Here is a 21,409-nt window from a genome sequence, read left to right as displayed (position 1 = left end):
CAGCGGGCACCACCGGTGTCGCCGGCGTCACCGGTGACCCCGGTGACGACGCACCGTCAGCTGACGGCCTGCAGGGTCCAGTCCTGGTAGCCCTGACCGTTCGACTGCTGCAGCTCCAGCAGCCAACCGCCGTAGTACCAGCGGTTGCTGAGGCCGAGCTTGAGGTCCGAGCCCTGCGGCGACACGCTGTAGCCGCCGTTGGCCGCGGTCAGCTGCCAGAGCTGGGCGGGCGAGTCGCCGCACGGCTCCTGCATCACGTACTGGCCGGCCACGGCGTCGCCGCCGATCTGCAGGCATTTGCCGGACAGGGCCGAGCGGATCCGCAGCGCGCCCGAGCCCGCGTCGTCGAAGAGCCACTGCTGGTTGGCGTAGCCGTGCCGGTGGTAGCCGATCAGCACGTCACCGTCGTTGGTCGAACCGCCCCACATGTCGGCGGCCTGCCCGGTGAGGCCGTTCAGCAGCAGGTAGCGCCGGCCGCTGGTGGTGGGCCCGGTGCTGTCGGGGGTGCGGAAGCCGGTCGCCCGGCCGGCGGTGCCGACCGTGCCGCTCGCGTCCTTGACCGCGACGGAGACCGCGTAGGAGGTGCCGGGCCGCAGGCCGACCAGGCGGACCACGGTCGCGTCGACGGTCGCGATGCCGCGCCCGCCCACCAGGATCCGGTAGCCGGTGGCCCCGTTGACGGCGGGCCAGCTCAGCACCGCGGAGTTGGCGGTGATCTGACTGACCGTCACACCCGGACCGGTGCCCTGGGTGGGCGAGGGGGTCGGGCCGGTGGTCCGGCTGGGCGACGGGCTCGCGGTGGGCGTCGGGGACGGCGACGGGGTCGGGGTCGCGGTCGGGCCGCCGGTCGGCGAGGGGGTGGGCGTCGGGGTCGGGGTGGGGTTGGGGTTGCCGCCGCCGTTGCCCTGGATCAGGAACTGGTTGTTCGCCACGTTCCAGTGCGTGTCCAGGTAACTGCCGGGCGCGGGGTCGGTGTTGTAGTAGTCGTCGTGGTTGCAGTCCAGCCGGTCGTCGTGCTTGTTGTCCGGGCAGAGGACCTGCATCTTCGGGTAGTACGGCGCGTCGGAGTAGCACATGATGTCCCACTCGTCGGTGCAGTGGCCCGCCTTGCTGGAGTGCGGGGCGCTGTTGTTGACCGCGCCCAGGTTGTGGCCCAGTTCGTGCGCGGCGGTCGACCCGCTCCAGCAGCCGTTGTCGGTGCGGCCGTACGAGGGGCCGAAGTTGCTCAGGTTGTCCTGGCCGGGGCGCTCGTCACCCGCGAAGGTGCCGATCCCGCAGTAGACGTTCGCGTCGGCGAACATCATGTACTTGCGGTCCTTGCGGTTGTACCCCAGCTTCGCGAGTGCGTCGTTGGTCGCGCCGAACTCCTGCAGGGCGGTCGCGGAGAGCTCCACGTCGAGCACCGTCGCCGTGCAGTCCGCGTTGGTCACGAACCGCACGTGCCGGTTGCCGCCGGTCTCCTCCGCGCTGGCGTTGTAGATGACGTCGACGTCGGCGGCCCACTGCTGGAACGAGGCGAGGTACTGGCCGTACCGGTCCTGGCCGGGGCCGTGCACGTACAGCACCTGCACCCGGTTGCCCGCGCTGCCGTCACCGTCGCAGAGCACCGTGCCGCTGCCGGCGGCAGCGGTACCGCTGCCCGAGCCGGCCGCGGCGGCGGCACCGGGGACCTGGGTGGAGGCGGCGGCCGTGACGGTCCCGCTGGTCGCGTCGACCACGGTCGGCGCGTCCTTCAGCAGGGCGGCCGCGGCCGGGGCCTGGTCGCCGCCGTGGGACGGCAGCACCGGGGTCGGCGCCGTCGCGGCGACGGGGGCGGTGGACGCCTTGACGTCCAGGCCCTTCGGCGGCGCGTCGGGCCCGTGCGTGCACAGCCCGGCGGCGGACACCCGGTACACCCCGACGCACGGGTCGCCCTGCGGCGCGATCTTCAGCCCTTCGTAGACCATGCCGCGGGCCGGGTCGTCGGCGGGTATCGCCTTCACCGGCGCGGGCGCCTGGCCGTGCTGGGGCGCCGAGGCGGGCGCGCGGGTGCCGGAGGCGGCATCGGGCAGGATCACCGCCTCCCCGTTGGCCGCGTCACCCACCATCGCCGTCGCACCCGGGCCGGACTGAGTCTCCGTCACCAACCCGTACCCCACCACGCTGAGCACCAGAGCGGCGGTCGCACCCACCGTGGTGATCAGCATCCGGCGCGGGCGGGGTCGCCGCTTCGCCGCTCGTTTGCCAGTCATCTGCTTTCTCCCTGTCTCGGCAGTTGAACTACGCCGACACCTTGGGAGACCCGCGGGCCCGGTCCGGATCACGGAAACTCGCGGAAATTCTTTCGAGACCGTGGGCCGGCGGCCTCAGGAGGCGACGGAGAGGACCACTGCCAGCCCGGCCAGCACCAGGAGCAGCAGCACCACCCGCGGATTGCCGAGGTTGACGGTCCAGCCGATCCCGAACCGCTTGGGCACCAGCAGCGCCGGGTCCGACCGGTTGACGTACACGGTGCCGCCCGCCCGCCAGTACCGGTCGTCGTCGGCGTGCACCAAGCCGGTGTCCGGGTCGTCCGCACCCGCCCCGTCCGTACCCGGCCCGTCCCCGCCCGTCCCGTCCCGAGCGGGCCCGGTCAGCCGGCTGCCGCCCTGGCCGGTGCGGACCGACACGAGCACCACCACCGCCAGCCCGGCCAGCACCGGCGCCAGCAGCGACACCGGGGAGAGCGCGGCGGCGCCGGCCCAGATCTTCAGCGCGGCCAGCAGCATCGACAAGTCGATACAGGCCGCCAGCACCAGCAGCGCGGCACCGACCCGGGCGACGAACCGGCGGTACCGGGCCGCACTCGCCGCCGGGTGCGCCGGGTCCAGGTCGGCCCGCCCGCGCGCGACGGCCCACACGATCCCCACCATCAGCGCGGTCACCAGCAGTTGGACGAGGACCGGCGCGAAGGCGGTGGGCAGCGACTTGGCCGCGTACCGGTCCGCCGTCCCGCCGCCGCCGTAGTGCACCGGCAGCCGGGCCGGCATCCCCCGGTAGCGGACCGCGCCGATCGCCGCCGTCACCACCGTCAGCAGGACCGCCGGCAGCGCCCAGAGCCCGGCGACCGCCCGGGGACCGGTGCGCAGCGAGGTGTCCGCCGCCACCCCCTGGCGCAGGCCGTCGTACCAGCCGCCGGCCCGCTTCGCCGCCAGCACCGCCCGACGGGCCCGGACGTACCCGGCCGCGGCCACCGCGACGGCGGCGAGCGCCGGCAGCACCGCGGCCGCCCCGGCCGCCACCCCGTGCCCGCCGCCGGCCGCGACCGCGAACCCGCCGCCCGCCAGCAGCACGGCACCGCCGGCGCCGGCCAGCCACCTGCGGTAGGACCGCCGCTGCGCGGCGATCACCGGCTCACCGAGGCGGGCCGCCGGGACCCGCGCGCCGAACGGCAGGTCGGGCGCCGTCAGCGACGGCATCAGCCAGGCCAGCACCAGCACCACCACCGGGGCCAACACCCCGGGCACCACCACTGCCGCGTTCACCGGGCCTCCCCCCGCATCGTCGTGGTCGCCGCGTCGAACCCGTCCACCGCCGCCGCGCAGGCCGCGAGCACGGCCGGCCCGTCCAGCCCCCGGGCCACCGCCTCGGCCAGCAGCGTGCGCAACCGGCCCGCCCACTCCTCGGCGAATCCGTGCTCCGCCGGCCCGGACCGCGGGCCGCGCCGGACCACCGCCCCGCTCTTGCGGGTGAGCAGCAGCAGCCCCTCGCGGCGCAGCAGGTCGTAGGCCTTGTTGACGGTGTGGAAGTTGATCCCGAGGTCGCCCGCCAACTGCCGGGTCGACGGCAGCGCGCTCCCCTCGACCAGCTCACCGGTGGCGACGGCGACCACCACCTGGTCCCTGATCTGCTGGTAGATCGGGACCTCACTGCTCAGGTCAAGGTTGAGGATCACCGGCGCCCGTCCGTCCGTTCGACAGCTGCTCTAGTACTTATAGAACAGCTGCCGAAAGCCTGGCAAGACCCGGTCACGGCACCGTGACCGCCATCTTGCCCAGCGCCTCCCCCGACTCCAGCCACCGGTGCGCCTCGACGATCTCGTGGAAGTCGAAGACCCTGCTCGGCCCGGCCCTCAGTGCACCGGACTCGACCTTGCGGAAGATGTCCGCGAACGGGATCCCGGTGAGCGGGAAGTGCTCACCGCCCAGGACGAAGGCGCTGCCGAAGAAGCTCAACTGGACGGCGCCGGGCAGGTCGACCAACGGGTCGAACCCGGCGACCGGGGCGAATCCGCCCAGGAACCCGACCTGGCAGACCCGCCCGCGCGGCCGGACGGCGGCCAGCGAGTCGCGCAGGGTGCTGTTGCCCACCACGTCGAGCAGCGCATCCACCTCCAGCCGCGCGCCACGGACCTGCGCGGCCAGCCCGCCGTCGTCCACCAGGACTCGGTCCGCCCCCAACTCCTCCAGCAGGCCTGCCCGTTCCCGGCTCCTGGTGGTGGCCAGCACGGTCGCCCCGGACTCGGCGGCCAGGTTCACCGCGGCCTGGCCGAGCGCGGAGGTCGCCCCCCGCACCAGGACGGTCTGACCATCCGTCAGAGCCAGGTTGCCGAACAGCGCACTCCAGGCGGTGGCGTACACCTCCGGCACGGCCGCCAGCCGCTCCCAGCCCAGGGTCGAGTCCACGGCCACCACGTTGCTCGCCGGCACCGTCACCAGCTGCGCGTAACTCCCGTTCCTGGTCCGGCCCATGCCACCCAGGATCGCCACCACCCTGGTCCCGCGGGCGAGTCGGCCCGCGGGGTCGTGCTCGACGGTGCCGGCGCACTCGATGCCGGGCACCCGCGCCACCTCGCCCCAGGCCCCGCTGCGCATGTACGCCTCCGCGTGGTTCAGCCCGAACGCCCGGACCCGGATGAGCACGTCACCCGCCCCCGGAACCGGGTCGGGCAGCTCGACGACCCGCAGCACCTCGGGCCCACCGGGGGTGGAGATCTCAACAGCCAGCACAGCGCCACTCCATTCTTGAGCAGTCATTCAATAACTGGTCCGGAAAAAGGGCCGCCCACCGAGGGGCGGCCCCGAAACTCGAAACTCGAAACCTGAAGCCCGAAACCCGACGCTCAGGCCAGCGCCGCGAAGGCGCCGTCCACGACGGCCCGCAGCACCACCCCGTCAGGGTTGGCCTTGCCGATCACCATCAGCCCCTGACAGGACGCCAGCAGCATCTTCGCGGCCAACCCCGGATCCAGGTCGGCCCGCACCTCACCCCGGCGCACCGCGTTGCCGAGCGCCGCGGCCATGCACCGCTCCAGCCGCGCATGGTGACCGCGCACCACGGCGGCGGCCTCGTCGTCCTCCGCCGCGTCCTCGATCGCCGCGTTCACCAGCAGGCACCCCTGCCGCCCCTGCGGGCTGAGCAGGTCCGCCACCAACCCGTCGAAGTACCCGCGCACCTCGGGCAACGAGGCCGACGCCGCCGCCAACTCGCCGAGCTTCTGCGGCACCACCAACGCGGCGTACCGCTCCAGCGACTTGACGAACAGGGCGTGCTTCCCACCGGGGAACGCCCCGTACAGGCTGCCGGGCCTCACCCCGGTGGCCTTCACCAACTCCTCCACGGAGGTGGCCCGGTAGCCCCGCTCCCAGAACCGCAGCATCGCCCGGTCCAGCACTGTGTCGGGGTCGAACTCCCGCGGTCTCGCCATGCGGCAACAATACTTGAGTGGTCATTCAAGAACAAGCCTCCCGCACCGCGGCCGGCTCCCGGCCCGCTCCCGGCGTGTCCCGGCGAACCGGTCCGGCGGGCCCGGTCCGCGTGGCATCCTGGTCGCCGATGGCAGCCATACGGGACGCGCGGGGGCACGAGTGGCCGCCCGTCCGCGCCCCGAAAGCCACCGCGGGTCCCGCCCCCGAGCCGACCGGAGCCCCCACCGGCGACCACGCGTCCGCGGTCCTACGATCGCCTGCCCACGGCACGGACGAGTTCGGCGACGGCCTTGAGCAGCGCGGCACGCTCGCGCGGGGCGGTGCCGCGCAGGGCGACGGTGACGATCCGGACCATCGCCACGGTGACGATCAGTACGCCGGCCACGGACGCCAGCGCGGCCCATGCGGTGACAGCCATGTCAGTCCTTCCCTCGGTGCTGCCGCCCGGTCGGGCGGCTCCCCGCCATCCCACCGGTGCACGCCGGTTCGCCACCAGGCCTGCTGGACCCGATGGTCCGGTCGGGCAGCGGGCCTGCTCAGCACCACGGTCGCTGGGCCGGCGGATGGACCGGATGGACCGAGTGGACCGGTCGGACCGGACGGACCGGTCGGACGCGCGGCAGCAGGACGGGAACGGTGACCGCGTCGTCGGAGCCGAGTCCGGGCCGAGCCGCGCTGCGCGACGCGCTGGTGCACCTGGAGGGCCGGGCGCTGCGGGGGCGGCACCGCAGCGAGGTGATCGCCGAAGCCGGCAAGCGCTGCCCCGAGTTGCCGAAGCTGTCCAAGACCACGGTCGGCAACTGGTTCCAGGAGGGCGTGCCGGCCAAGGACTTCGCCGCGCTCTGGGCACTCGTCGACGTCCTGCTCGACTGGAGCCACCCGTCGCCGGGCAGCCGGCACGAGGGCGTGCGGACTCCGACCCCGAGCAGGAGCATCCTGGCGACCCCGAGCAGGAACATCCCGGCGGAGAAAGCCCTCTGGCACAAGCTCTGGGAACAGGCGAGCGGCTCCCGGCCCGCGCCCAGGCGGGCCGTCGAGCCGCACCTGGGGAACTACCTGGCCGCTGCCCGGGAGGCCGCGACGGTGCACCCCTATCCGGGTGTCCTCGACCTCCCCGGGCTTCCCGCACTCAGCCGGGTCTACGTGCGCCAGCAGGCCAGGACCGGGGCCGTGGTCGGTCCGGACGCACCGACCGAGGCCGACGGCATCGGCCTGGCGATCCCCGCGGAGCGGGTGTTCACGGCCGACACCGGCCTCTGCTTCCTGGTGGCCGGGCCCGGCGGTGGCAAGTCCAGTCTGCTGCGGGCCCATCTCGCCGAGTCCACCGCCAGGTGGCTCGACGGCGCGGGCGGGAAGTCCGTCCCGGTCGTGCTCCCCGCCACCGCGCTCACCGGATCCGAGCCGCTCCCCGCGGTCATCGCGAAGGCGGTGACCGCCGAACTCGTCCTGTTCGGCCTGCTGGCCGAGTTGACCGCCGACACCTTCCGCCGACCGCCGCATCCCCGAGCCGTCTGGCTGGTCCTGGTCGACGGCCTCGACGAGTTGCCCAGCCAGGCGGACCGCAGCCGCGTGCTGCGCACGCTGTCCGCGGCGGCCAAGGCCGGACCGGAGCACTACCGGTTCGTCGTGGCCACCCGGCCACTGCCCCCGGGCGAGGTCGAGCAGCTCGACGCGGCGCACTTCGAACTGCAGCCCTTCAGCCCCCACGAGCTGCGCAGCTACGCCGCGAACTGGTTCAGCGACCTGGACGATCCGGTGCGCCACACCGAAGCCTTCACCGCAGCACTCGAACGCTCCCGGTTGGACGTCCTGGCCCGGACACCGCTGGTGGCCGTCATGCTCTGCCAGCTGTACCGGGCCGACCCCGCCCGGCCGCTCCCGGAGGGCCGCACCGGTGCCTACCGCGCCTTCGTGGACCTGGTCTACCGGCAGAACACCCACAAGAGCATCCGGCAGACCCACGAGCAGGCGGTCCGCACCCTGGCCGGCCGCCACCAGGTCGCGGAGGACCTGCGGGCGGCCGAACAGGCCGCCCGGCACGTCTGCGACCACCTGCCGGCACTGATCGACCGGTTGGCCCACGAGCGGTTCAACGGCACCACCACCCCCACCCTGTCGCTGCTGGCCGAGCTGCTGCCCGTCCCCCGCCCGGCCCAGGTGACCCCACGGCTCTGGCTCTCCTTCCTCGGCGATCTGCTGCGCCCCGTGGGCCTGTTGACCCAGCGCGGCGACGAGTTCGACTTCCTGCACCAGTCACTGCTCGAGTACCAGGCGGCCTGCCACGCCACCCGCGACGAGCAGGCCCGCCGCCGCACCCTGGACACCGTGCTCCCCCGGGAGGAGGCGTACGACCGGCTCCAGTTGGTCGCCGACCGGGACGCCTCGTACTTCGGCTTCCTGCTCGACGGGCTGCTCACCCCGACCGACGCGATCGCCGTCGAGACGCTGCGCCGGCTGGACACGCTGGTCGGCCGCGACGGGGTCGCCGCCGGCCGACTCATCGCCGCACAGGTGGAGTTGAGGACGAACCTGCCCACCGGGCACACCGTCCGCTGGCTGACCCGGATCGCCGGGAACGCCGACTTCCACGGCTACACCCGGGTGCACGCCGCCGTGGTCCTGACCGGGATGACCGGGCACCAGCACCTCGGTGCGCGGATGCTCGCCGACCTCGCCGTGGACACCGGGCTCGACGGCGACATCCGGTCCCGGGCGACCGACGCCTGGATCCGTACCGTGGAAGTGCGACCCGGCGCTCCGGTGACCGACCCGGCCGAACTGACCCTGCTCACCGCCCTCGCACAGGACGCCACGCTCGACAGCCTGACCCGGGTACGGGCGACCGATGCCTGGATCCAGCTGGCCGAGGGTCAGGTCGCCGATCCGGCCTGGGTCCGGGCCGCGGCGGAGCTGCTGGCCCGGGTGGCCCAGGACACCACGCTCCACCACCTCTACCGGGGCGAGACGGCGGGGCGGCTGGCCGGACTGGCCGGGTCCGAGCCGATCGCCGCCGCGGTGCTGGCCAAGCTGGCCAAGGACACCTCCCGCTACATCGACCACCGGATGCGGTCCGCCGAGCAGCTGGCCGGTCTGCCCGGGCACGAGTCGATCGCCGCGGAGGTGCTGGTGCACCTGGCCGCGGACCGCACGCTCCCCGACCATGCCCGGATCCACGCCGCCGACACCCTGGCCGACCTCCCCGGGGCCGAACCGGCCGCCGCCGAGGTGCTGATCCGGCTCGCGGAGGACACCGGCCTCGCCGGCGGCGCTCGCGTGGAGGCCGCACAACTCCTGTCCTGCCTGCGGGGACAGGCACGGGAGAGCGCCGAGCTGCTCGCCTGGCTCGCCGTGGACACCGCGCTCGTCGGAACGGCCCGGGTCAGGGCCGCCGAGACCCTGGCCGAACTGCCCGAGCACGAGCCGACGGCCGTCGGGATGCTCACCGGGCTCGCCCTCGGCACCGAGTGCGGGAGCGACGTCCGGGTGGCGGCGGCTTCGGGCCTGGCCTGGGTCCCGGGACACGAACTGCGCGGTGCGGCCTTGCTGAGCGACCAGGCCCAGGACCCCGCCCTCGACACCGGCGCCCGCGTCGAGGCTGCCGCCTGCCTGGCGCAGGTCGCCGGGCACGAGCGGTCCGGGACCGAGCTGCTGACCGGCCTGGCCCGGGACGCCACGCACGACGGCAACGACCGGGTGGCGGCGGCCGAGTACCTGGCCTGGATCCCCGGACACGACCGCACGGCCGCGGACCTGCTGGCCCGCATCGCCGGGGACAGCACCGTCCACACCGGTGCCCGGATTCAAGCCGTCAACATCCTGAGCACGTTGCCCGCGCACCGTCGCACGGCGACGACCGTGGTGGCCCGCCTCGCCGCCGACGCCACCCTTGCGCCCGACGACCGGGTGGACGTGGCCGAGTGCCTGGCCTGGATCCCCGGACACGACCGCACGGCCGCGGACCTGCTGGCCCACATCGCCGGGGACGGCTCCCTCAACAACGGCACCCGGATCCGCGCGGCCGAGATCCTGAGCGCGATGCCCCGGCACCGCCGTGCGGCCGCCGGCGTCGCGGCCCGTCTCGCCCGCGACGCGGGCCTCCTCGGGAACGACCGCGAACGGGCGGCCGACCTGTACCGGAGCCTGGCCGCACTGGTCGATCACGGCGCCGCACGGGCGGTCTGACCGCGCCCCGCCGAGAACCACCCGGCCCCTAGGGACGGCCCGACCACGAACGGCCCGCCGCCCGGCACCGCACTCGTGTGCGCGGTGCCGGGCGGCGGGCCGTCCTGTCGACGTGACGCCCCGTCAGGCCTCCCGGCCGTCCATCCGGTACCGGCGGGCGAACTGCGGGATCATCCGGGTGGTGGGCCCGGTCGGGTGGAGCAGGTCGGGGGCCTGGGTGTGGATCGGGACCACGACCTTGGGGGCCGCCCGGTGCACCAGCGCGTGCAGGTCGTCGGCGGTGGCGTGGCCGAAGGAGCCGATCCGGCGCAGCGGGACCTCCAGCGCGGCCAGCCACTCGGTGAACAGCTGCCAGCGCGACTCGAACGGACCGAGCGGCTCGCCGTTGGCGTGCAGCCAGACCGTCCCCGGTCCGAGCGGCAGGTCGGCCAGCTCGGCGATGTCGCTCAGGGTGCCCATGTCCGGCTGGTAGACGAAGGCGCCGGGCTCGGCGCGCAGCGCGTCCGGGCCGACCGAGCTCCAGGGGAGCACGCCCTCGATGCCGGCCGCCTGCAGGAAGGCCGCGACGCGGTCGCCCCAGACGATCCGGCGGCCGGCCGCCGCCGCGATCTCCAGGAACTCGGCGACCCGCTCCAGGTCGCGGGGGTAGAGGCCGAGCAGCACCAGGTCCCGGCCGGCGTCGGCGAGCGCGGCGGCGAAGTCGGCGGCCACGTCGTCCTCGGTGCGCGCCGGACCGGCCGGCAGGCCCAGGCCCAGCGCGGTGCCCTCGGTGACGAGCAGGTCGCAGCCGGCGGCGCGGTCGGCGAAGTGCCAGGAGCGCTCGGGCGAGCGGCCGTGGAACCGGATGTCGCCGGTGAAGGCGAGCACGCCGTCGCTGGTGGTGACCAGGTAGCCGCTGGCGCCGGGGGTGTCGTGGTCGACGGGGATCCGCTCCACCGTCATCGGGCCCACCGCGACCGGGGTCTCGTCGGCGACCGGGTGCCACACCGGGTCGCCGCCGGGCAGGCCGTCACCGGCCTCGGCGAGGGCGCCGAGCAGGGCGATGGTCTCGGGCGAGGCGTGCACCGGGACCTCGGGACGGACGAAGCCGGCCAGACCGCAGTGGTCGATGTGGCCGTGCGTCAGGAACAGCGAGGTCGGCATCACCTCGGCGGCCAGCGGGTCACCGGCGTCCAGCAGCGCCGGGTCGTACACGCCGCCGATCCGCGGCGCCGCGCCCATCCGCAGCCGCTGCGCCAGGTGGCGTTCGGGGCGCAGTGCCACCGGGGCGCGGAACAGGTCGGCGCCGGCGGGGACGTCCATGCCGAAGTCGAGCATGACCCGGTGGCCGCCGTCGGTGACGATGATCTTGCTGGAGCCGATGACGCCTACGCCGCCCCAGAATTCAACAGTGGTCAAAAGAAAGATCTCTTCCTAGAGGGATGGTGCGGTGCGCGAGGAGCGGTCCGTGGCCCAGGCCCGCAGGGCCGGCAGGATCTCCTCGACGCGGGCTCCGGTCGCGGTGGCCGGGCCGTCGGCGCGGCCGAAGCGGTCGATGTAACCGGTGGCGGCGCCGAGCGCGGCCGCCGGTGCGATGTCGTTGCGGTAGTGGTCGCCGATCGAGAAGAGCGAGGCGGCCGGACGGTCGACCAGCTCGGCCTCGATCCAGCGGCGCAGGCCGACGGGCTTCGCGGCGCCGGGGACGACCTGGTCGAAGGCGTCGGCCAGGCCCATCCGCGCCAGCAGCGGGGCGAGCCCCTCGGCGGGGCTGTTGGTGGCCAGCACGATCCGCACCTCGCCGCGCAACTGCGCGTAGAGCTCCACCAGCGGCTCGACGATCTCCAGTGCGCAGGACTCGTCGAGCATGTGCACCCGGCTGGCCAGGAAGGCCTGCTGGACGGTGTCGGGGTCGATCCGGTGTCCGGCGGCGAGCGCCTGGACCACGCCCCAGCCGTCCTCGGCGGCGCGCAGCAGCGCGGCCTCGGCCGGGTCCTGCGCGCCGTCGGCCGCGGCCACGCCCTCGGCCAGGTAGCGCTCGAAGACGTCCAGGAACGCGGTCGCCTCGGCAGCGCCGAGCCCGGCGGCGACCCGACGCGCGTAGAACCGGATCGGCTCGTCGCTGCGGTACACCGTGCCGTCGAAGTCGGAGACGATGATCGGTCGGGGGTCAGCCACGGACGCCTCCGGCGGCGGACAGGGCGCCCCGGATGAACTGCCGCTGCAGCACCAGGAAGAACGCCATCACGGGCAGGGTGGTGAAGGTCACCGCGGCGGCCAGCGCGGGGAAGTCGGTGCCCTCCGCGGAGTTGAAGAGCGACAGGCCGACCTCGACCGGCTGCACCGTGTTGGAGGACTCCATCGTGCTGCTGGTCATGATGACCGGCCACAGGAAGGAGTTCCACGACCCCAGGAAGACGTTGACGGCGATGATCAGCAGCGCCGGGCGCACCATCGGCACGCCGATCGACCAGAGCACCCGCAGCCGGGAGGCGCCGTCCAGCGAGGCCGCGTCGAGGATCTCCTGCGGGATCGCCAGGAAGAACTGCCGGACCAGGAAGATCCCGAAGACGCTGGCGCCCCACGGGATGATCTGGATCCAGTAGGTGTTGAGCAGGTGCAGGTCGTTGGCCAGCACGTAGTCCGGGATGATCAGCACGGTGCCCGGCATCATCAGCACCGACAGCACCAGCAGGGTCAGCGCCTTGCGGCCGCGGAACCGCAGCACCCCGAAGGCGAAGCCGGCCAGCAGCGAGGTGACCAGGCAGAGCAGCACGGTGCAGCAGGCGATCAGGACGGTGTTGGCGAACAACCGCACCCACGGCGCGGCGTCCCAGGCGCGCGCCCAGTTGGACCACTGCCAGTGCGGCCAGAGCACCGGCGGGAAGGTGCTGAACTCGCCGGGCTTCCCGAGGGAGATGACGACGGTCCAGTAGAACGGGAAGACGAACGCGGCGCCGATGAGCAGCGCCAGCGCGCGCCGGGCGTGGCGCCCGGCGCGGCCGGCGGCTCGCGAGGCCGGCCTCCTTCCCTGGTGGGAGGCGGTCTTCATCGGTTCATCAGCCCTGGGTCTTGGCGGTGGTGCAGGCGTTCTGCGCGGTCTTCAGGGCGTCGGCGGGCGCCGCGCCGTTGTCCAGCACGTCCTGGATCGCGGTCGCCTCGTAGCCCTGGCACTTGAAGATCCAGTTGTACGGGGGCAGCGCGAAGGCGGTGTCGAGCTCGGAGACCGCCGCGGTCTCGTAGGGGTTCTTGGCAATGAAGTCCTGCATCTGCGGCAGCGCCTGCGGGGTGACCGGCAGGTAGCCCGAGGTGGCGGCCCAACCGGCCTGCTCCTCCGGGCTGGTGATGAACTTCATGAACGCCCAGGCGGCGGCCTTCTGGTCGGCGGTGGCGCTCTTGAAGACCACCATGTTGGTGCCGGTCAGCTCGTTGACCGCGCCCTTGTCACCGCTCGGCAGGGCCGAGATGTTCATCGCGAACTTGTCGCCGACGGTCTTCTTCTCGAAGCCGTAGCCGGCCGCGGAGGAGATGTCGAAGGCGCCCTTCTGCGCGCCCAGCGCGGTCTCGCCCGGGTAGTTCTTGCCGGTGGCCAGCGCGTGCGCGTCCTTGAGCGACTTCAGGTAGGTCATCGCCTTGACGGCGCCGTCGTCGTTCAGGTGCGGGGTGCCGTCGGCGTCGTACAGCGCGCCGCCGTCGGCCTTGTCCAGGATCTCGAACCACTGGGTGCCGAACGCGGCGCCGGCGGCCGAGCCCGGGTCGATGGTGGAGCCGGTGACGCCGTTGGTGGAGACCGCCTTCATCGCGGTGGCGTAGTCGTCCCAGGTCTTCGGCTCGCTCTGGCCGGCCGCCTTGAGCATGTCGGCGTTGTAGAACAGGATCAGCACGCTCTTGTTGAACGGCCACATCCAGTTCTTGCCGTCGCCCAGCGCCAGGTCCTTCTGGATGCCCTTGTAGAAGGTGGAGACCTGCTGCGGGGTGTCGGTGCCCGCCAGCTCGCTGATCGGGGTGAGCGCGCCGCCCGACTGGAAGTAGGAGGCCCAGCTCTCGTACACCTGGCCCATGGTCGGCGCGTTGCCCGCCTGCACCTCGGCCTTCTCCTTGGTGTACATCGTCGCGTAGTCCGGGTCGCCCTGGAGCTTGACCGTGATGTTCGGGTACTTGGCCTGGAAGTCCGAGACCAGCTTGTCCATCGCCGGCTTCAGCGTGCCGATGGTCATCGCCTCCTCGAAGGTGATGGTCACCGGCGTGGTGGGGACGGCCAGTTCGTGACCGCTCGGCGCGGAGGCCGAGGCGGCGGACCCGGCGGACGTGCCGCCGCCGGCGCAGGCGGTGAGGCTGAGGGCCGCGAGGGAGGCGACGGCGGCGATGCGGAGACGCATGGAGGGTGTCCGTTTCTCGTGCTGTGTGGGACGGTGCGGGAACTGCGTGGGACGGTGCGGGACCGGTCCGGCGGGGGCGGAGCGGGCGGAGCGGGCGCGCCGCGCGGCGGCACGCCGGGGTTCACACCAGGGCGGAGTCCGCACCGGCGGCGGTGCGCCGGCGGACCAGGGTGAACAGGATCGTGACGGCGAACAGGACCACGGCCAGCGCGGCGCCGTAGCCGGTGTCGCTCAGCACGAACGCCTCCTGGTAGACCAGGTAGCTCAGCGTCGTGGTGGCGTAGACCGGGCCGCCGCTGGAGAGCGCGTAGAACTGCGTGAACGCCTGCAGCGAGGTGATCGCCGTGATCGCGACGACGAAGGTGGTGACCGGCCGCAGCTGGTGCCAGGTGATGTGCCAGAACTCCTGCCAGGCCGAGCAGCCGTCCACCCGGGCCGCCTCGCTCAGCTCGTTCGGCAGGGTGGCCAGGCCGCCGAGGAAGACCACGGTGGTGAAGCCGACCTCGTGCCACAGGCTGTAGATGATCACCGCGGGCATCGAGGAGGCCGAGGACTGCAGCCAGTCGGAGGTCGGCAGGTGCAGGCTGTGCAGCACCCAGTCGGCCAGCCCGAACCGGGGGTTGAAGATCCAGACCCAGATCATCGAGGTCGCGATCATCGGTGTGGCGTGCGGCACGAAGATCGCCACCCGGGAGGCGTTCAGCAGCGCGCCGCCGCGCTGCAGCAACAGCGCCAGGGCCAGCGACACCGCGGTCCCGCCGATCACCATGGCCCCGCTGAAGTACAGCGAGTGCCACAGGCTGGAGAGGAACGTCGGCTGGGTGGCGGAGATCAGGCGCTGGTAGTTGCCGATCCCCTTGAAGGTGGACATCGCCGGGTTGAGCGCGTTCCACTTCCACAGCGAGACGTAGAACGTATAACCGGTCGGGACGATGACGAAGGTCGCGAAGATGAGCACCGCCGGAGCCGAGTAGGCCCAGCCCCATCGGGTGGTGCGGAAGTCGCGGGCCGGAGTCCGGCGGCGGGTGAGGCTGCCCGGCGCGGTGACCGGCCGGGCGGTGGTCGTTGCGGTCACGCGGAGTACTGTGGCGGCGGCCGGTGTCGCGCAAGCCAAGCAATGATGAACAGCTGACAACAAGCATCACCATATTGGTGATCAGCAGATATCCTGAAAGGCTGGCCACTCGCACAGCCTCTGCCGCCTGACGGCCCCTCACCCGCCCCTGACGCAGCGTCAGCGAGCGCGTTCCACGTCGGCCGACCGCCCCCCGAGTCGGCCCCACCCGATCCGACGGAGCGTCGGCCGCTGCCGTCCCATGAGCAGCCCATGCGCAAAACTGCGCGCAACAGCCTTGAGCGAGCAGAAACGTACTGCTAGCCTCCCCCGGCGGGCGCCCGCGCGCGCCCGCACGCACCTCCCGACGGCTGTCATGACCTCCTCACGGCAGCCCGCGCACCGCACGCTCCACCCCCTATCACTTGGACGTGGCATGCGAACTACCCTGACCCGGTTACCCCGGACCGCCCTCGCCGCCGTGCTCGCCCTGGTCTGCGCGCTGCTCGGCGCCCAGCACCCCGCCCACGCGGCCACTCCCGCCGGCGGCACCCTCGCGCTCGCCGGCAGCCACCGACTGTCCTGGCAGAGCCCGACCTACGCCAACGGCTCGGTGCCGGACCCCGCCCACTGCCCGCCGCAGGCCCAGGACCCCGGCGGCCTGACCTGCGACCGCTTCGACCTGACCGTCGACGTGCCGGCCTCCTACTGGCAGGGCAATCCGGACGGCGGCGTCCCGGTCGCCATCACCTGGCAGGACCCGACCAACGACTTCGACCTCTACATCTACGACAGCGCGGGCCACGAGGTCGCCGAGAGCGCCGGCTCCACCGACCCCGAGGCGACGGTGATCCCGGCCGCCTCCGGCACGTACCACGTGGTGGTGGTGCCCTACGCGGTGACCAACGGCTCGTACACCGGCACCGCGAACATCCCGACCAGCACCACCGTCGGCGCCGTCACCGGCTTCTCGCACGCCGACGACGGCAGCTACCAGCTGCGGGCCGGCGCCGCGGCCGCCCGGATCGACTTCACCGGTGACGACGTGTTCCGGCTCCAGCTCGCGCCGGACGGCACCTTCACCGACCCGGCCGGGCGCGAGATGGTGCAGCACCCCCCGGCCACCGTCCGGACCACCAGGCAGTTCGACGCCGGCGACTACTACGGCATCGCCACCAAGGACCTGACCCTGCGGGCCTACAAGAACCCGCTGCGGTTCGCCCTCTACCGGGCCGACAACCGCACCGTGGTCTGGCAGGAGACCCAGGGGCTCACCTGGACCGACGACGCGGTGCAGCAGACCCTGGCACGCGGCGCCCAGGAGCAGTTCTACGGCGCCGGCGAGCAGAACGGCAGCTTCTCGCACCGCGACCGGACCGTGCACGTGGCCAACAGCTTCGACTGGAACGAGGGCGGCTACAACAACTCGCAGCCGTTCTACCTGTCCAGCAACGGCTACGGCGTGTTCCGCAACACCTTCGCACCCGGGGTCTACAGCTTCGGCGACCCGGTCCGCACCTCCGCCCAGGAGCGCCGGTTCGACGGGTACTTCATGGCCAGCCCCGGCGGCCCCGACCTGAAGAGCGTGATCGGCGAGTACACCGACCTGGTCGGCAAGCCGTTCATGCCGCCGGTCTACGGCCTGGAGCCGGGCGACTCGGACTGCTACCTGCACAACGCCAACCGCGGCGAGCGGCACACCCTGGACGCGCTGAAGGTGGCCGACGGCTACACCTCCCACCAGACCCCCCTGGGCTGGATGCTGGTCAACGACGGCTACGGCTGCGGCTACGAGAACCTGCAGCAGACCGGGCAGGGCCTGCGCGACCACCAGATGCAGCTGGGCCTGTGGACCTCGACCGGCCTGCCCAACCAGGGCGAGGAGGTCAAGGCGGGCGTCCGGGTCCGCAAGCTGGACGTCGGCTGGGTCGGCCCCGGCTACCAGTTCGCCCTGGACGGCTGCCAGCAGGCCTACGACGGCATCGAGCAGAACAGCGACGCCCGCGGCTTCGTCTGGCTGCCGGTCTCCTGGGCCGGCGCACAGCGCTGCGGGGTGCTCTGGAGCGGCGACCAGACGGGCAGCTACGACTACGTGCGCTGGCAGATCCCCACCTACGCGGGCGCCACCATGTCCGGCATCGCCTACGACACCGGCGACGTGGGCGGCATCTTCGGCAACGACCCGAAGGTGGAGACCCGGGACCTGCAGTGGAAGACCTTCGTCCCGACCGTCATGACCATGGACGGCTGGGCGACGGGCGACAAGCAGCCCTGGGCCTCCGGCGAGCCGTACACCTCGATCAACAACAAGTACCTGCAGCTCAAGGAGCGCCTGCTGCCGTACCTGTACACGCTGGCGGCGCAGGCCCACACCAGCGGCGTCGGCGCCGTCCGGCCACTGGCGCTGGAGTACCCGAACGACCCCGCCACCTGGGGCGACACGGCCAAGTACGAGTTCCTCAGCGGTGACAGCTTCCTGGTCGCCCCGGTCTACGACTCCTCCGACACCCGCAACGGGATCTACCTGCCCGCGGGCACCTGGGTGGACTACTGGACCGGCCGGACGTACCAGGGCCCGACCACGGTCAACGGCTACCACGCGCCGCTGGACACCCTCCCGCTGTTCGTCCGGGCCGGGGCCGTGGTGCCGATGTGGCCGCAGGGCACGCTCTCCTGGCAGACCCGGGACACCGGTCGGCTCGACTACGACGTCTACGCCCAGGGCGACTCGCAGTTCACCCTGTACGAGGACGACGGCACCACCCGGGCCTACCAGCAGGGCGCCAGCGCGACCCAGCGGGTGACCGTGCACGCGACCGGGCACGGCCACGGCTCGACCGAGCTGACCGTCGGGCCGAGCGTGGGCGACTACACCGGCAAACCGGCCGCACGCAGCTACGAGTTCACCGTCCACACCGGCGCGGCGCCGGCCCAGGTGCTGCTGGACGGCCGGCCGCTGGCGGCCGGTGCGTGGAGCTGGGACCAGGCCGCCGGCGTGGTGCACGTGACCACGCCGCCGATCTCCACCGGCACCGGCTTCACGCTCCACCTGCCCGGGGCGGGTGCGCTGGCCGGGTGAGCCCGGGCGGGGCCCGGCGGCACTGCTGCCGCCGGGCCCCGCATTGGTTAGGGTGCACCGGTGATGCGTAGCCTCGACCTGCACCCGATCTTCCGGAACAACCGCGACATCGAGCTGGCGATGCGCCAGTTCCTCTTCGCCGCGGCCCGGTCCGGCGATCCGGTGGCCGAGATCATCCCCGGCAAGGGCTCCGGCCAACTGAAGCGCCGGGTGCTCGCCTTCCTCGACCAGAAGCACATCCGCAAGCTCTACCTGCGGCACGCGGAGGACCCGAAGAACCCCGGCCGGGTGCTGGTGTACTTCCGCGAGCTCGACTGACGGACCGGCACGTCCGGTGCGGCGGCGCCGGGCCCCCCGTGTGACGGTTGCGTGAATCATGAAGTTTTCCTGAGTGACCTGCGTCACATCGAAGCGCGCGCTCCCCGCCGCCCGACCCCCGCCGTTCGGCGGAGTGACTCCGCGAACACCCGCTCTGACCTGCGGAAATGACACCGGGTCAGGCGGCGGGAGCGGCGGAGCTTAGCGGTTGACCATGGCTCGGTCAAGATCTTCCATTTTTGCCCTTTGTTGGGTCAACTCTTTCCTCAACTTGGCATATCCGTTTACCGCGGGCGCCCGTGTATCCCACGGGCCCACCCCGGTCCGGGGAGGACGTCACCCACGTTGAAGACACCCATGAAGGCCACGGCCACCGCCGTGGGCGCTGCGCTGCTGGCCTCGCTCGGCCTCGGCCTGCTGCCCGGCGCCGCGATAGCCGCCGCACCGCCCGCCGCCACGGCCGACCCGGCGGACGCCGCCCAGGCCGCCCAGGTCGACCACGACCTTCCCGGTCCCTACACCGACAAGGTCAACGCCGAACAGAAGGCCGCCACCGAGCAGTTGCTGGCCGGCACCGCCCAGGTCGAGCAGCACGGCGCCAGCAGCAGCGTGAAGCTGGGCCGGGACAAGTACGTCGAGCTCAACCGCGAGCGGACCGACAAGATCTTCACCATCCTGGTGGACTTCGGCGACCAGGTGGACACCACCACCAAGCTGCCGAACGGCAAGCTCAAGTACGGCGGCACCCCGGGCCCGGCGCACAACCAGATCGCCGCCCCCGACCGCGCCACCAACAACTCCACCGCCTGGCAGGCCGACTACGACCAGCAGCACTACCAGGACCTGTACTTCGCCAAGGACAAGCCGTCCCTGAAGACCTTCTACGAGAAGCAGTCCTCGGGCCGCTACTCGGTCGACGGCCAGGTCACCGACTGGGTCCGGGTGCCGTGGAACGAGGCCCGGTACGGCTCCGACTACTGCGGCGCGCACATCTGCGCCAACGCCCAGGACCTGATCGTCGACGCGCTCAACGCCTGGGTCACCGACCAGAAGGCCAAGGGCCGGTCGGACGCCGACATCAAGGCCAACCTCGCCCAGTACGACCAGTGGGACCGCTACGGCTCGCACGGCGACGGCAACTTCAACCAGCCCGACGGCTACATCGACCACTTCCAGATCGTGCACGCCGGCGAGGACGAGTCGGCCGGCGGCGGCGCCCAGGGCTCCGACGCCCTGTGGGCGCACCGCTCCTACGTGCACGGCGCGGACGCCGGCGTCACCGGCCCCGAGGGCAACAAGCGCGGCGGCGTGCAGATCGGCAACACCGGCCTGTGGGTCGGCGACTACACCATGCAGCCCGAGAACGGCGGCCTGGGCGTCTTCGCCCACGAGTACGGCCACGACCTCGGCCTGCCGGACCTGTACGACACCCAGGGCCCGAACGACAACTCGGTCGGCTTCTGGTCGCTGATGAGCTCCGGCTCCTGGCTCGGCACCGGCAAGGACGCCATCGGCGACATGCCGAACGACCTGGACGTGTGGAGCAAGCTGCAGCTCGGCTGGCTGAACTACGACAAGGCCGAGGCGGGCAAGGAGTCCACCCACCACATCGGCCCGGTGGAGTTCAACACCAAGCTCAAGCAGGGCCTGGTGGTCGACCTGCCGAAGAAGACCGTCACCACCGACATCAACACCCCCTTCGCGGGCAACGGCGAGTGGTGGAGCGGCGCGGCGGACAACCTGGACGTCACCCTCACCCGTGACGTCGACCTGACCGGGAAGACCTCGGCCGCGCTCAAGGCCAAGGGCTGGTACGACCTGGAGCAGGACTACGACTACGGCTACGCCGAGGTCTCCACCGACGGCGGCGCCAACTGGACCGTGCTGGACGGCACCTTCGACGGCGTCGCGATCCCGAAGAACAACGGCGGCAAGGCCGGCCTGACCGGCAACGCCAAGAAGTGGGGCGACCTGTCCTACCCGTTGGACGCCTATGCGGGGAAGGCAGTCAAGGTGCGGTTCCACAACACCACCGACGGCGGCCTGCACTACAACGGCCTCGCGCTGGACGACATCAGCGTGACCGCCGACGGCGCCGCCCTCTTCACCGACAACGTGGAGAACGGCAACGCCGGCTGGGACGCCAAGGGCTTCTCCGTCATCAACGGCAAGTTCTCCAAGGACTACGCCCAGTACTACCTGGCCGAGAACCGCCAGCCGATCTCCTACGACGAGACCCTGAAGACCGGCCCGTACAACTTCGGCTTCGCCAGCAAGCCCAACTGGGTCGAGCACTACGCCTACCAGCCCGGCCTGCTGCTCTGGTACTGGGACACCTCGCAGACCGACAACAACGTCAGCGTGCACCCGGGCCACGGCCTGGTCCTGCCGATCGACTCCCACCCGACCCCGCTCAAGTGGGCCGACGGCACCCTGATGAAGCCCCGTCTGCAGGGCTACGACTCCACCTTCGGCTCCCGCCGCACCCCCGGCCTGCAGCTCCACAAGGCCGACGCGCTGACGGTGATCCCGCGCAGCAAGGGCGTCGACGAGTTCAACGACCGCGACCACTCGTACTGGGACGCCAGTGACCCGTACAGCAGCGTGATCGTGCCGAACACCGGCACCAGCATCGAGATCGAGAACGAGAGCGGCAACTACCTGGAGACCTGGATCCGGGTCCGCCCGGTGGACTGACCCTGCGTCGACCCGCTCGACCCCGCTCGACCCCGCTCGACCCCGCTCCACCCTGCTC

15 protein-coding genes are annotated in these 21,409 nt (G+C 72.3%); 4 read left to right on the top strand and 11 right to left on the bottom strand.

The features are described from left to right. Positions 1 to 56: 56 nt before the first annotated feature. From ACFW1A_RS22780 to ACFW1A_RS22755, 6 genes are all read right to left on the bottom strand, one after another. Positions 57 to 2,231 (bottom strand): RICIN domain-containing protein, encoded by a 2,175-nt coding sequence (locus ACFW1A_RS22780; protein WP_380410978.1) that lies wholly within the window; start codon positions 2,229 to 2,231, stop codon positions 57 to 59. Positions 2,232 to 2,345: 114 nt separating this feature from the next. Beyond that, positions 2,346 to 3,503, bottom strand: coding sequence for a DUF1648 domain-containing protein (locus ACFW1A_RS22775; protein WP_380410977.1), 1,158 nt, complete (start codon positions 3,501 to 3,503; stop codon positions 2,346 to 2,348). Beyond that, positions 3,500 to 3,913 carry a GntR family transcriptional regulator gene (locus tag ACFW1A_RS22770; RefSeq protein ID WP_380410976.1) on the bottom strand — a complete coding sequence of 138 codons (414 nt, stop codon included), beginning with the start codon at positions 3,911 to 3,913 and terminating at the stop codon, positions 3,500 to 3,502. The genes ACFW1A_RS22775 and ACFW1A_RS22770 overlap by 4 nt, the downstream gene beginning before the upstream one ends. 73 nt (positions 3,914 to 3,986) lie before the next feature. Continuing rightward, positions 3,987 to 4,967: a zinc-binding dehydrogenase gene (locus ACFW1A_RS22765; RefSeq protein WP_380410975.1), complete on the bottom strand. Its 981-nt coding sequence runs from the start codon at positions 4,965 to 4,967 to the stop codon at positions 3,987 to 3,989. 113 nt (positions 4,968 to 5,080) lie between these two features. Next, a complete protein-coding gene (locus ACFW1A_RS22760; RefSeq protein ID WP_380410974.1) occupies positions 5,081 to 5,665 on the bottom strand; it encodes a TetR/AcrR family transcriptional regulator in 585 nt (194 codons plus the stop codon). Positions 5,666 to 5,913: 248 nt separating this feature from the next. Next, positions 5,914 to 6,084: a hypothetical protein gene (locus ACFW1A_RS22755; protein ID WP_380410973.1), complete on the bottom strand. Its 171-nt coding sequence runs from the start codon at positions 6,082 to 6,084 to the stop codon at positions 5,914 to 5,916. 218 nt (positions 6,085 to 6,302) lie between these two features. On the opposite strand from ACFW1A_RS22755, the gene ACFW1A_RS22750 reads away from it, so the two are divergent. Then, positions 6,303 to 9,848 carry an NACHT domain-containing protein gene (locus tag ACFW1A_RS22750; protein ID WP_380410972.1) on the top strand — a complete coding sequence of 1,182 codons (3,546 nt, stop codon included), beginning with the start codon at positions 6,303 to 6,305 and terminating at the stop codon, positions 9,846 to 9,848. 123 nt (positions 9,849 to 9,971) lie between these two features. Here ACFW1A_RS22750 and ACFW1A_RS22745 read toward each other — a convergent pair whose 3' ends face one another. The 5 genes from ACFW1A_RS22745 to ACFW1A_RS22725 all read right to left on the bottom strand — a co-directional run bounded on the left by ACFW1A_RS22745 (position 9,972) and on the right by ACFW1A_RS22725 (position 15,278). Further along, entirely contained in the window at positions 9,972 to 11,246 is a 1,275-nt protein-coding gene (locus ACFW1A_RS22745) for an MBL fold metallo-hydrolase (RefSeq protein WP_380410971.1), read from the bottom strand. 15 nt (positions 11,247 to 11,261) lie between these two features. After that, positions 11,262 to 12,002, bottom strand: coding sequence for an HAD family hydrolase (locus ACFW1A_RS22740; protein ID WP_380410970.1), 741 nt, complete (start codon positions 12,000 to 12,002; stop codon positions 11,262 to 11,264). After that, entirely contained in the window at positions 11,995 to 12,876 is an 882-nt protein-coding gene (locus ACFW1A_RS22735; RefSeq protein ID WP_380410969.1) for a carbohydrate ABC transporter permease, read from the bottom strand. The genes ACFW1A_RS22740 and ACFW1A_RS22735 overlap by 8 nt, the downstream gene beginning before the upstream one ends. Positions 12,877 to 12,883: 7 nt before the next feature. Further along, positions 12,884 to 14,203, bottom strand: coding sequence for an extracellular solute-binding protein (locus ACFW1A_RS22730; RefSeq protein ID WP_380410968.1), 1,320 nt, complete (start codon positions 14,201 to 14,203; stop codon positions 12,884 to 12,886). Between the two features lie 121 nt (positions 14,204 to 14,324). After that, complete coding sequence (locus ACFW1A_RS22725) at positions 14,325 to 15,278, bottom strand: carbohydrate ABC transporter permease (RefSeq protein WP_380410967.1); 954 nt, start codon at positions 15,276 to 15,278, stop codon at positions 14,325 to 14,327. 415 nt (positions 15,279 to 15,693) lie between these two features. On the opposite strand from ACFW1A_RS22725, the gene ACFW1A_RS22720 reads away from it, so the two are divergent. The 3 genes from ACFW1A_RS22720 (at position 15,694) to ACFW1A_RS22710 (ending at position 21,351) form a co-directional block, all read left to right on the top strand. Then, positions 15,694 to 18,336 carry a TIM-barrel domain-containing protein gene (locus ACFW1A_RS22720; protein ID WP_380410966.1) on the top strand — a complete coding sequence of 881 codons (2,643 nt, stop codon included), beginning with the start codon at positions 15,694 to 15,696 and terminating at the stop codon, positions 18,334 to 18,336. Positions 18,337 to 18,399: 63 nt separating this feature from the next. After that, complete coding sequence (locus tag ACFW1A_RS22715; protein ID WP_380410965.1) at positions 18,400 to 18,654, top strand: Smr/MutS family protein; 255 nt, start codon at positions 18,400 to 18,402, stop codon at positions 18,652 to 18,654. Between the two features lie 357 nt (positions 18,655 to 19,011). After that, positions 19,012 to 21,351, top strand: coding sequence for an immune inhibitor A domain-containing protein (locus ACFW1A_RS22710; RefSeq protein ID WP_380410979.1), 2,340 nt, complete (start codon positions 19,012 to 19,014; stop codon positions 21,349 to 21,351). The last annotated feature ends 58 nt before the right edge of the window (positions 21,352 to 21,409 follow it).

Source organism: Kitasatospora sp. NPDC058965 (assembly GCF_042741245.1).
Lineage (GTDB): Bacteria > Actinomycetota > Actinomycetes > Streptomycetales > Streptomycetaceae > Kitasatospora.
The sequence above is the reverse complement of the archived record's forward strand: the minus strand, read 5'-3'. Positions and strand labels throughout refer to the sequence as shown.

Bases quoted from the DNA above. Each gene is read 5' to 3' on its own strand.
- ACFW1A_RS22780 (WP_380410978.1), bottom strand. From the start codon at position 2,231: ATGACTGGCAAACGAGCGGCGAAGCGGCGACCCCGCCCGCGCCGGATG.
- ACFW1A_RS22760 (WP_380410974.1), bottom strand. From the start codon at position 5,665: ATGGCGAGACCGCGGGAGTTCGACCCCGACACAGTGCTGGACCGGGCG.
- ACFW1A_RS22755 (WP_380410973.1), bottom strand. From the start codon at position 6,084: ATGGCTGTCACCGCATGGGCCGCGCTGGCGTCCGTGGCCGGCGTACTG.
- ACFW1A_RS22735 (WP_380410969.1), bottom strand. From the start codon at position 12,876: ATGAAGACCGCCTCCCACCAGGGAAGGAGGCCGGCCTCGCGAGCCGCC.
- ACFW1A_RS22730 (WP_380410968.1), bottom strand. From the start codon at position 14,203: ATGCGTCTCCGCATCGCCGCCGTCGCCTCCCTCGCGGCCCTCAGCCTC.
- ACFW1A_RS22720 (WP_380410966.1), top strand. From the start codon at position 15,694: ATGCGAACTACCCTGACCCGGTTACCCCGGACCGCCCTCGCCGCCGTG.
- ACFW1A_RS22715 (WP_380410965.1), top strand. From the start codon at position 18,400: ATGCGTAGCCTCGACCTGCACCCGATCTTCCGGAACAACCGCGACATC.
- ACFW1A_RS22710 (WP_380410979.1), top strand. From the start codon at position 19,012: ATGAAGGCCACGGCCACCGCCGTGGGCGCTGCGCTGCTGGCCTCGCTC.